We start from the raw sequence: 10,243 nt of genomic DNA on the forward strand, positions 1-10,243 counted from the left end.
ACCTTTTACTTAAACTCGCCGCTAGTCTAGGTAGACCAGTTTTGATGTAAAGACACAATCTACGAAAGTTGGATCTCGCTAGCGATTCGAAACATTTTGTAACCCTCAGCCTACGTAATAATAAAGCCGATGAGCCTGAATGATGCCACTAAACATTGGGGCCAAGCTTTGCTCATCAGCCGAACCCATCAAATCACACGACACAATAACCAGCGCTTTCTAAAACTATTTAACTGAAAAACAGATAAGTGCTCCAGGTAAGCCGCCATTTCACAAACTGACGATTAAACCACCAGGATGTATGTAATGCAGGCAACAAGAATAAATAACAGACACAAAATAGAAAATAGTCTTAGTAGCGCTCTAAGAGAGGAGGAACTACTGATGATTAGGGGTAAAAACTAAGAAAACTGACCTTAATTCAGTAAAAAAAAACATCAGACAAGAAAAGTAAGTCAATGATAAATAAAATCATAATTTCAATAACAGATAAAAGTGCGGACTTCATAAACCATAAAATCACAAAACACTTTTGAAGCCCAGATTTTCTCATAAGGTAAGAAAATCTCACTCCATGCTTTCGATTTGACGATGTAACCTCATAGCACATTTTTTAATTTTCTCAATTTTTGAGAAATACAGACAAAATAAAGACCCAACATACCATTCGAAACAAAAAACAATTACAAAGCCAACCCCACAAACCATTTAACACTATAAAATCAAACACTTAAAATCCAAAAGGATAAAAATAAAACAATGTGAACACTTTAAATACAGGACAAAAAACATAGTTTCATTAGTCAGAATCACGTAAAACCAGACAAGTTAAGTGTGGTTTTTGAAAAGATTAACGAGCATATGTTGATCAAACCCCAAAAACAGTGCTATATTAAATTCATCGAGTTCATCAAAGATTAAGGGGTAGTGTTATGATTTCATCTTCTCAAAAACAAGGGCTGGTTATGATTGCAGTGGTTGTGGGTTTAATGACACTGCCAATGATGTACTAACCCAATGATTTAAAATAAAAAAGGACGCAAATGCGTCCTTTTTTATTTATCTGTATAGCTCTACTGAATGTGCTTAGACAAAATATCCCAGTGCATATAGTAGAAACCAAGAGCGGCCAGCGTAATCAACGTCATTAGCAAAATTGCTGTACGCCAAATAAAGCGAGAGCTTCTTGGTGTCAGCTCTTTTTCACAAGCATCACATGCCGCCATAAAGCCTTTACGATCATCCAGCTTGTAATCGTCTTCGTGCACCACTTTATTACGCACTGTCGCGATGAATCGAAGCTTTGCTATCACGTCATGCGGTAAACGTTCTTCACAACTATTAATAAGTTGGTGCAACCCTTTCCCTTCTGCATGGTACTGAGTACGCAAAAGTTTTTCGATCGTTCGGGTACGCATGACTACTTTTTCAATATCTGACATCGTAACCCTCCTTACCAGACCCTTCCTATGTTCATTATTTTTATTCTTCTATAAATTTAGAGCTTTTTCGAGCCGTTAAGTGCAATTTTACTTTCAATTTGTGCCCTTGAGCGCATATAGCCAGACAAGTGAAAGCTGCTTAGTTCAGCTTTAGTGACGTAGCTTGCAGATGAAGCAACGATTTCATCGTGCATCATTAAGATAAATCGTGAAGTGCGCCGAATAATCTCCATATCCCTTTCATTAGATTATGAATAAGTTACCTCAACTCATCGTTTCGTCAGCGAGTTCTGTAGAATGGGACCCGATAAAACATTGGAGGTTAATATGCCAATCTCACTTATTGTCGCCCTATTCGCCCTTATTGCCTTGGGCGCGTGGGTGTTTTTCCGTTTTTATAGTAAGCACTATGTGGGCGAAGACGCTCCAGAGCAAAGCGCGCAGGTAACGGTTTTAGATAAACAAGCGATAGACATACCAAACGCACCACCAGGTCAAGACGATCAAGAGTATTGGATTTACGTTCAACGTGGTTCTATCGGTCCAAAGCGTGAATTCCAAATTGGAGTGCATTACTACCATGCACTCAACCCTGGAGATAAGGGAACACTGACCTATCGCGGCAACAAGTTCCTTCACTTCGCTATCAAACGTTAAGGCAGTAACCAACGAGTCTTGGCAGAACGAGAAAAGAGATAGCTCATCACCAAGGCTCCAGCTCCACTTAGAACGATCCAGACTGGAATCACCCACGCAGGATGTCCTGTGTACAAACCGAACTCTTTCATCGGCCATAAGAAAATAGGGTGAAGTAAGTAAATCCCTAAGCTGTGCTGACTGATCACACTGACCACTTTTTGTACTTTTGGTGATAAGCCTTCACCAAAGTAACGCCCGATCATAAAAATCATCGAAGCCGCTAGAATCACATTCAGCGTTTTATAAGAGAGCCAGCGCCCAACCGTATACTTCTCCGCCTCTAAGCTATTTGTCACAACCATCGTAAAGGTCACTGCCAACGCCACGAGTCCTAGCCCAACAAATAAGGTCACCATAGAGCGATTCAAAGGTACCTTTTGAAATAAAACATACCCCAGTGGAAGGTAACCCATATAAAGCCACATCTGATTACTCCAAGGGCCATCAATCTTGAACAAGAACAGTGTGCTGGTGAAAAGCCAAAATGCGAGATAGGTATACAAGACGTTGTCATCCACGTTGCGTACCATCCATTGAAACAGCGGAATCACAAAATACAGTGGTATAAAGTAATAGAAAAAGCCGAGATGGTAATACGTTGCGTGGAAAGGGCTATTGCTTAATACCTCTTTTACGGTTTCAAAATCAAAGCCTTGAGAAGTCCAACCTGAAAGGTATGCATAAAACATCGACCAAATAAGAAATGGAACTAAAACTTTGCCCAAACGCCTTTTGATATAATACTTACCGTCAAATGGTCGAGTGTCACTGAGCATTAGCGCTCCGGTGATCAAAATAAAAACTGGCACTGCCCAGCGGGTTACGCTATTCACGCCTACCGCTGTCAGCCATTGGTCAAATGGAATCACTCCTAACTCATTTCGATACGGTGCCAAGACGTGAATGGCGATCACTGCTACCGCTGCGAAACAGCGCAATAAATCAAAAAACAGAACCCTTTCTCTCATACCTTTCCCTACTTTGAGTCGCTTATCGTTTATAGCATAGGGTAAATCTCAACCAGTGAAATGGTTAACAATCTGTTTTTGCTTATTTTTAACTCAACAATGACCTACAACGGGGATTTCATCACCACTCTAATCACTTAACGAGAACCAAAAACCAAGCATCAGTATTCACTCTCGATGCCAAACCGACACAATCTGATTACAGCAAACGGCGCATAAGAAACAAAAATGGCTCCGATTTGGAGCCATTTATACCATCTACAGATAGCGATACTGGGGATAGTTACGCAGTAGCAACATCAGCTTTTGGCAACTTAATTGAAATCAGCGTCGTCAGTGCCAAGAAAGCAAAAGAAACCCATAAGCACGCTGCAAGACCAGCCTCTTGGTAGATCCAACCCGATAATACCGTGCCAATCAAACGTCCCACCGCATTGGCCATGTAGTAAAAACCAACATCCAACGAGACGCCATCGCCTTTAGCGTAGCTCACTATCAAGTACGAGTGCAGCGAAGAGTTAATGGCAAACACAGCGCCAAAAATCATCAAACCTACCACAATCACCAATTCAGGCTGCCAACCGATTTGCACACCATAAGCAATACCAGCCGTAATTAACGCTAGGACTCCTGCCCACACCAATGCTGCACTACCATCAGGCACACGACCTTGCGCTTTGCCAGTAATACGCGGCGCAAAGCCTTGCACAAACCCATAAGCAATGACCCACGCAGCGAGAAAGCTACCAACCCACAAGTGATCCCAGCCAAACACGCTACCAAGATAAATAGGCAGAGCAACGACAAACCACACATCACGAGCACCAAACAAGAACATGCGAGCTGCGGATAAAATGTTTATCGATTCAGACTTGGAGAATATTTGGCGAAACTTAGGTTTACTCTTTGCTTTACCCATGTCCGCTTCTAGCCAGATCATGCTGCAAATAAACACTAATGTAAGTACACCCGCCATAATAAACATCGAGTTTTGAAAACCCACCCAAGACAGCAGCAAGCCACCAACAAAAAAGCCCGCTCCTTTGAGTGCATTCTTCGAGCCAGTCAAAATCGCTACCCATTTGTAGAGCGCACCTTGCTGCTCGTCTGGTACTAGCGTTTTAATCGCGCTCTTAGCACTCATTTTGTTCAGATCTTTGGCAATCCCCGACAGAGCTTGCGCTGCCATCACCCAAGCAATGGTCAGCCATGCATTTGGTACTGCGAGCATCAGCAACGCAAACACTTGCATCGCTAAACCAATGTTCATGGTTTTATTTAGGCCTAACCTTGCGCCCAACCAACCACCAACCAGGTTTGTCACCACACCAAAAAATTCATAGAAAAGAAACAGTGAGGCAATAGCTAACGTGGAATAACCTAAGTCATGAAAATAGAGCACCACCAGCATACGCAGTGCGCCATCGGTCACCGTAAAGTTCCAATAGTTAAACGTCACTAACATGTACTGACGAATACTTTTGCTTAATTGAGAAATCATATTGACCTCATATGTACAGCGATAGAAGCATTTAGATCATCATGTTCTAAATACTTCCTAACCTGTACAGCAACATTGACCAATACAATGTTGCTGTGATTTTCAAAAAATGCCCCAACATCAATAAAAAGCAAAATACACCTTAAAAACAATGCATTAGTTAATATTAATGGCTTTTTTTGTAAACAGTCGTATCCTGAAGAAGCTCGAATTTAGCTTTTGGATCATAATGAACCAAAAGCTATTTAAGCTGATCAAGCGTCTTGAGCCACGCGTTCGATGTACTCAACTTGCACAGGTTTTGTAAATGCACCAGGGCGCAATGCCTGCACTTCTCGCACGATATCTTCTAACTGCCATTCCTTTTCTAGGAGTAGGTGAGCAGCGAACAAACCTGTGCGCCCCGAACCACCCATGCAATGCATCGCAACTTTGCCACCTTGAGCAAGAATCGCGTGCAGTTCCGGACTGGCTTGTTGCCACTTCGTCGCAAATTCTTCATTTGGTGCGCAGTCGTCTTCAATCTCGATCTGGAACCATTTCATACCCAGTTGCTGAGTGGCTTCACCCAATGCAGAGACATTCTTCGCAGCTAATTCACTATCATCTAATGCAGTAACGACCGCTTGAACACCCTGCTCTTTCAACTGTTCTAACGACGCATGCAAATCGACACCTTTCGTTCCTGGGCACGGTGTTAAGATTAAAGCACCGGAGTCCAAATCTAATTGCCATGTAGGATGAGACATTGTGACCCCCTTTTAAGCCAAACCAACGTTACGAACCAGCTCTGCTGTGCGCGTTGCATAACCCATTTCGTTATCGTACCAAGCGTAAATCTTAACCATACGAGAACCCACAACCATGGTTGATTGCGCATCAACGATGGTTGAACGTTGGTCGCCTTTATAATCGATAGAAACTAAAGGACGCTCTTCGAAGCCAAGGATGCCTTTCAAATCACCTTCAGATGCTTCTTTTAACAGTGCGTTCACTTCTTCTGCCGTGGTATCACGCTTCACATCAAAAATGATGTCTGTTAACGATGCGTTTGCTAGAGGTACGCGAACCGCATGACCATTAATTTTGTCTTTTAATTCTGGGAAAATTTCGACAATCGCCTTCGCGCTACCCGTCGTAGTTGGGATAAGGCTCATGCCGCATGCTCTTGCACGGCGTAGATCTTTGTGTGGCGCATCCAAAATAGTTTGCGTATTCGTCAGGTCGTGAATGGTCGTAAAAGAAGATTGTTCGATACCCAGTTTCTCATGAATGACTTTAACCACAGGTGCGATACAGTTAGTCGTACACGAAGCTGCTGTCACGATACGATGTTTTTCAGGGTCGAAAATATGGTCGTTCACGCCCACCACAATGTTCGCAATACCTTCTTCTTTCACAGGTGCGCTTACCACGACACGTTTCACGCCTTGCTCTAGGTATTTGTTTAGGAATGATGTTTTGCGATGTACGCCTGTCGCTTCAATCACAACATCACAATCAGACCAGTTCACCGCATCGATATCGCGTTGTTGAGTCGTGGCAACACGCTTGCCGTTGATGACGAGCTCACTGCCTTCGACCTGAACTCCATGATGCCAACGACCTTGCACTGAATCGAATTCTAATAAGTGACCAAGCGTAGCTGCGTCACCTGCGACATCGTTGATTAACACAAACTCCAATTCTGGCCAATCAAATGCCGCTCGCAGCGCTAAGCGACCAATTCGGCCAAAGCCATTAATTCCTACTTTAATTGTCATAGTTTTACCCTCTAATCTTCTACCTTGAATCTCTATTCGCTGTTAACAGCAAGCCTCACGACTTTTATCGTGTAAGCGTGTGATGTCGTCTTGGTATTCCTGCTTCAAACAGTTTGATGCCACTAAGTCTTCAATTAACTTTCGCATCCAACCTGGTAATTGCTGTGATAACTCGTAATACACCCATTGCCCTTGGCGTTTATCCACCAAGATGCCACTGGATCGTAACTGAGCAAGATGACGAGAAACTTTCGGCTGGCTCTCTTGCAGAGCAAACGCCAAATCACCAACGCAAGTTTCACCTTCACGGGCCACGAGCATTAAACAACGTACGCGTGTTTCATCGGATAACAGCTTAAAAAACTGATGTGGAAGCATAATGAACATACCTATATATGGATATGCGTATATGTTTATTTAATTAAGGTATATCGTCAAGAGGAAACCGTCCATCGTCATAAAAGTTTCACATCTAACGAACAGCTTGATTGTAAAGAGAGAGATTCAAAGAGATAAAAGATAAGACAAGAAATTATGCAGTCGCGATGCTTTGACTCCAGCGAACCGCTTCACCTAAGGAGAGCTTCACTTCCTCTAAAGGCAACCCCAATTGCATCGTGATTTTTTCAACCCCTGACCAATCGGCACGCTCGTAGCACTCTTCAAGGGAAATAAGTGCGCCATAAACCCCTTTGCGATGTAATAGCGCTTGTTGTACTGAATGACTAAGCGGTAACTGCCTAACTAAAGATTCCACCGAAAGATCCAGCAACGCATCTAGAATCGACAGCAAACCAACCATGAAACCTTGTTCGTTGAGATGAGAGAATGGCTGATAGCGCGACATCAATTGGCAAAATTGAGCTCGTTGCAATGAAAGGTGATACAGCTCTCGAGGCTTGTTACTGGAGATATACGATGCCACAACCAAAGAGACAAACTGCTTAAGGTTATCCTGGCCAAGATAAATCAATGCCTGACGAAAAGAGCTGATTTCGACAGCCAAATTCGGCGCTTGCGTATTTACAAAACGCAATAATTTATATGACAACGCGACATCTTGCGTAATGATGGACTCGATACGAGTAAAGTCAGGCTCAGGAGCACAAACTTCACGAAACAGTTGCAATGCCAACACTTGCTCAGGACTGACGTATTTAGTCTGCGAGACGAGTGGCTTGCTAAAAAAATAACCTTGGAAAAATTTAAAGCCAGCCGCTTTCGCTTGCTCAAACTCTTCTGCGGTTTCAACACGTTCTGCTAAAAAGTGGTATTTGACGCGTTTGGCAAGGTGTGTTTTGACCAGTTCACAGGCCTTTTCGAGCCCCATCGCCATAATGTCGAGCTTCACAATATGCACATATGGCAAAAAACGACGCCATTCTGGTGTTAGGGTGAAGTCATCCAAAGCGATCAAGTAACCTTCTCGATAAAACTCACGAATCGCATCAAGAAGCTCATCCGTAGGTTGGCACGTTTCCAACACTTCGATGACAATTTTGTTTTTCGGCAAACTGCGCGGCAAACGTCGCACCAAGCTTTGATGAGGAAAGTTAATAAAGCATCTTGAAGAGGCAATCACTGGGTTAGTACCCAGTGATAGAAAGTTTTCGACGATCAGTCGGTATGTCGCTCGATTTGAATCAATATGTGAAGGGTATGCGTTACTCTCCCCGTCTCGAAACAACAATTCATAACCCAGCGTCTGTCTTTTTCGGTTAAAGATCGGCTGGCGAGCGACATACGTTGTATTCATGCTAAAGAAGGACCTATAAATGGCTTATGACTTTGCAGCTGCTAATAATGCACCACAACCCATGAACATTGAACCGAATACTTTGTTTATTTTTCCCATGATTTTATCGGAGCGAATAAAGCGTCCCATTTGTGCTGCCAAGCTCGTGTAACCCAACATTACACACGCATCAATCACGACCGTAGTGACGCCAAGCACCAACAGTTGCGTGATTTGGTCTTTTGCCGGGTCAATAAACTGCGGGAACAACGCCACCAGAAAAACAATCGATTTAGGGTTGGTGAGGTTAATTAACACTGCCTTGTACAACAGCGCCGTGCCTGACATCTCGTTGTGGTTTTCAGCTGCGACTAAGCTTGATGTGTCGCGCCATTTCTGAATCCCCAACCAAACCAGATAAGCGGCACCAACCCATTTAATGACAGAAAATGCGGTTGCTGACTGCGCGACAAGCGCACCAATACCCGCCCCCACCAGCGCGATGTGGATAACTAAACCAATTTGTAAGCCAATAATGGCACCCAGTGATTTACGGGTACCGTAACTCAAACCATTACTGATTGAGTTCACCGTGCCAGAGCCCGGAGCCAAACTAAAAACGATTGCTGTTACTACATAAGCTAACCAGACATGGGTATCCATTGCATTTCCTCACTAATTCTTCGATGATACATCGCGTAAACAACGTATCTTCAGGTAATCAACTAATGGCGACTAACCATTCACCTTTGACTTATACTCAAGAGACATTATTTGAGCAAGCAATTGGTGGTCCGATCGCAGCACTTTGGCAAACTCGCCAAGAGGGCTTTGTTAAAGGGACTGAGAAAAAGAACATTTACTGGTGCAAGCTAACCAACCCAGAGCATAAAAAAGCCGTGCTCATCGTAAATGGACGCATTGAGTCTTCCTGGAAATACCAAGAGCTGTTTTACGATCTCTACCGCCAAGGTTTCGATGTCTATTCCTTTGACCACCGCGGTCAAGGTTTATCAGATCGTTTATTATCTGACTCAGATATGGGTCACGTCTATGACTTTACTGATTATATTGATGATATGGACATCGTCGTAAAAAAACACGACCTTAGCGAATATCAACAATGCTTCATCATCGCGCACTCTATGGGCGGCGCGATCGCCACACGTTACCTGCAAACTCACCCAGAACACCCTTTTACTGGTTTGATTCTAAGTGCGCCCATGTTTGGCATTAACCTGCCATGGTACCTATCACCAATAGCGATTCCGGTCACACAAATTATGTCAGCGGTATCGACTTTGCCACGCTATGCACCAGGACATCAGGCCTACTTCCCTAAGCCCTTTGAAGATAACCCACTTAGCCAAAGTTACGGCCGCTACCAATGGTTCCGAAACCTATATACGGAAAAACCGGAACTGCAAGTCGGTGGGCCAAGCACTCGCTGGGTTTGGCAAGGGCTCATGGCCGCTAAGCAGTGCTTTTTATTAACTCGCCAAGTCAAAATACCAGTAATCCTAATCCAAGCAGGAAACGATCGGATTGTTAGCAACCTCGCGCAAAAGCGTTTTATTGATAAATTGCGGAAAACCAACCCGCACGCGGAGCTGCTTTCCATCGAAGGCGCACAGCATGAAATCTTGTTCGAGACCGACAAGTATCGTAATCAAGCGCTCGATGCGATTTTCCGCTTTATGAATGACCCTAAATCGCCATCAAACGAACAAGCACAATAAGAACTCTAGGCGACCATTTCACGACTAAGATTAAAGAGGAAATGTCTACACATCGATTTACCCTCTTTTTCATCCTCATTTTGGCGTACACTGCTTGAACTTGGCTACTTTGACACAGTGTTTAACCGCATAGTGCTACGGGCCCAAGTTCCCCCGCATTCGGAGCAGTACGATCTAGTCAGTCTGCTGTACTCCGTTTGCAATTCACCTGTTCCACACTATCCAAACCGTTTACGAGGACTTCATGAGCACATCGCTACCTTGCAAAGAGATCACCAAAATCGTTGCCTCTGATCTGGATGGCACGTTACTCGCACCAAACCATCAGCTCAGTGCTTACTCAAAAGAGACGCTAAAAGCGCTGCATGAAAAGGGTTATACCTTTGTCTTTGCAAC

Annotated in this window: 11 protein-coding genes; 3 read left to right on the forward strand and 8 right to left on the reverse strand. The window is 43.7% G+C overall.

The window, feature by feature from the left end:
• Positions 1-1,073 precede the first annotated feature (1,073 nt).
• Positions 1,074-1,442: a hypothetical protein gene (locus R7P67_RS22515; RefSeq protein WP_005378717.1), complete on the reverse strand. Its 369-nt coding sequence runs from the start codon at positions 1,440-1,442 to the stop codon at positions 1,074-1,076.
• Positions 1,443-1,769: 327 nt separating this feature from the next.
• On the opposite strand from R7P67_RS22515, the gene R7P67_RS22520 reads away from it, so the two are divergent.
• A complete protein-coding gene (locus R7P67_RS22520) occupies positions 1,770-2,099 on the forward strand; it encodes a DUF2500 domain-containing protein (RefSeq protein ID WP_005389668.1) in 330 nt (109 codons plus the stop codon).
• On the opposite strand, the gene R7P67_RS22525 is transcribed toward R7P67_RS22520, so the two are convergent.
• From R7P67_RS22525 to rhtB, 7 genes are all read right to left on the reverse strand, one after another.
• On the reverse strand, positions 2,096-3,109 hold the full coding sequence (locus R7P67_RS22525) for an acyltransferase (protein WP_238958945.1): 1,014 nt from the start codon (positions 3,107-3,109) through the stop codon (positions 2,096-2,098). The genes R7P67_RS22520 and R7P67_RS22525 overlap by 4 nt on opposite strands.
• 283 nt (positions 3,110-3,392) lie before the next feature.
• Positions 3,393-4,610, reverse strand: a complete 1,218-nt coding sequence (gene arsJ / locus R7P67_RS22530) for an organoarsenical effux MFS transporter ArsJ (RefSeq protein ID WP_136977232.1) — start codon at positions 4,608-4,610, stop codon at positions 3,393-3,395.
• A gap of 254 nt (positions 4,611-4,864) precedes the next feature.
• Positions 4,865-5,359 (reverse strand): cyclin-dependent kinase inhibitor 3 family protein, encoded by a 495-nt coding sequence (locus tag R7P67_RS22535; RefSeq protein WP_005383629.1) that lies wholly within the window; start codon positions 5,357-5,359, stop codon positions 4,865-4,867.
• A gap of 12 nt (positions 5,360-5,371) precedes the next feature.
• The gene (locus R7P67_RS22540) at positions 5,372-6,373 is read right to left on the reverse strand and encodes an ArsJ-associated glyceraldehyde-3-phosphate dehydrogenase (RefSeq protein ID WP_005383630.1); all 1,002 of its coding nucleotides are present in this window, start codon (positions 6,371-6,373) and stop codon (positions 5,372-5,374) included.
• Between the two features lie 42 nt (positions 6,374-6,415).
• A complete protein-coding gene (locus R7P67_RS22545) occupies positions 6,416-6,751 on the reverse strand; it encodes a metalloregulator ArsR/SmtB family transcription factor (RefSeq protein WP_005378730.1) in 336 nt (111 codons plus the stop codon).
• A gap of 154 nt (positions 6,752-6,905) precedes the next feature.
• Positions 6,906-8,129, reverse strand: a complete 1,224-nt coding sequence (locus tag R7P67_RS22550) for an EAL and HDOD domain-containing protein (protein WP_053304474.1) — start codon at positions 8,127-8,129, stop codon at positions 6,906-6,908.
• Between the two features lie 24 nt (positions 8,130-8,153).
• Positions 8,154-8,771 carry a homoserine/homoserine lactone efflux protein gene (rhtB, locus tag R7P67_RS22555; protein ID WP_005378732.1) on the reverse strand — a complete coding sequence of 206 codons (618 nt, stop codon included), beginning with the start codon at positions 8,769-8,771 and terminating at the stop codon, positions 8,154-8,156.
• Between the two features lie 65 nt (positions 8,772-8,836).
• Between rhtB and R7P67_RS22560 the strand changes: the two genes are divergently transcribed.
• Together R7P67_RS22560 and R7P67_RS22565 are read left to right on the forward strand one after the other, a co-directional pair.
• Positions 8,837-9,847, forward strand: coding sequence for an alpha/beta fold hydrolase (locus tag R7P67_RS22560; protein WP_005378733.1), 1,011 nt, complete (start codon positions 8,837-8,839; stop codon positions 9,845-9,847).
• A gap of 244 nt (positions 9,848-10,091) precedes the next feature.
• Positions 10,092-10,243: HAD hydrolase family protein (locus tag R7P67_RS22565; protein WP_318086086.1), on the forward strand; the 152-nt coding region annotated here is incomplete at its 3' end.

Source organism: Vibrio sp. Vb0937, from assembly GCF_033338855.1.

Excerpts from the sequence above, each read along its gene's own strand:
- R7P67_RS22550 (WP_053304474.1), bottom strand. The coding sequence starts at position 8,129 with ATGAATACAACGTATGTCGCTCGCCAGCCGATCTTTAACCGAAAAAGA.
- R7P67_RS22560 (WP_005378733.1), top strand. The coding sequence starts at position 8,837 with ATGGCGACTAACCATTCACCTTTGACTTATACTCAAGAGACATTATTT.
- rhtB (WP_005378732.1), bottom strand. The coding sequence starts at position 8,771 with ATGGATACCCATGTCTGGTTAGCTTATGTAGTAACAGCAATCGTTTTT.
- R7P67_RS22540 (WP_005383630.1), bottom strand. The coding sequence starts at position 6,373 with ATGACAATTAAAGTAGGAATTAATGGCTTTGGCCGAATTGGTCGCTTA.
- R7P67_RS22520 (WP_005389668.1), top strand. The coding sequence starts at position 1,770 with ATGCCAATCTCACTTATTGTCGCCCTATTCGCCCTTATTGCCTTGGGC.
- arsJ (WP_136977232.1), bottom strand. The coding sequence starts at position 4,610 with ATGATTTCTCAATTAAGCAAAAGTATTCGTCAGTACATGTTAGTGACG.
- R7P67_RS22525 (WP_238958945.1), bottom strand. The coding sequence starts at position 3,109 with ATGAGAGAAAGGGTTCTGTTTTTTGATTTATTGCGCTGTTTCGCAGCG.
- R7P67_RS22535 (WP_005383629.1), bottom strand. The coding sequence starts at position 5,359 with ATGTCTCATCCTACATGGCAATTAGATTTGGACTCCGGTGCTTTAATC.
- R7P67_RS22515 (WP_005378717.1), bottom strand. The coding sequence starts at position 1,442 with ATGTCAGATATTGAAAAAGTAGTCATGCGTACCCGAACGATCGAAAAA.
- R7P67_RS22545 (WP_005378730.1), bottom strand. The coding sequence starts at position 6,751 with ATGCTTCCACATCAGTTTTTTAAGCTGTTATCCGATGAAACACGCGTA.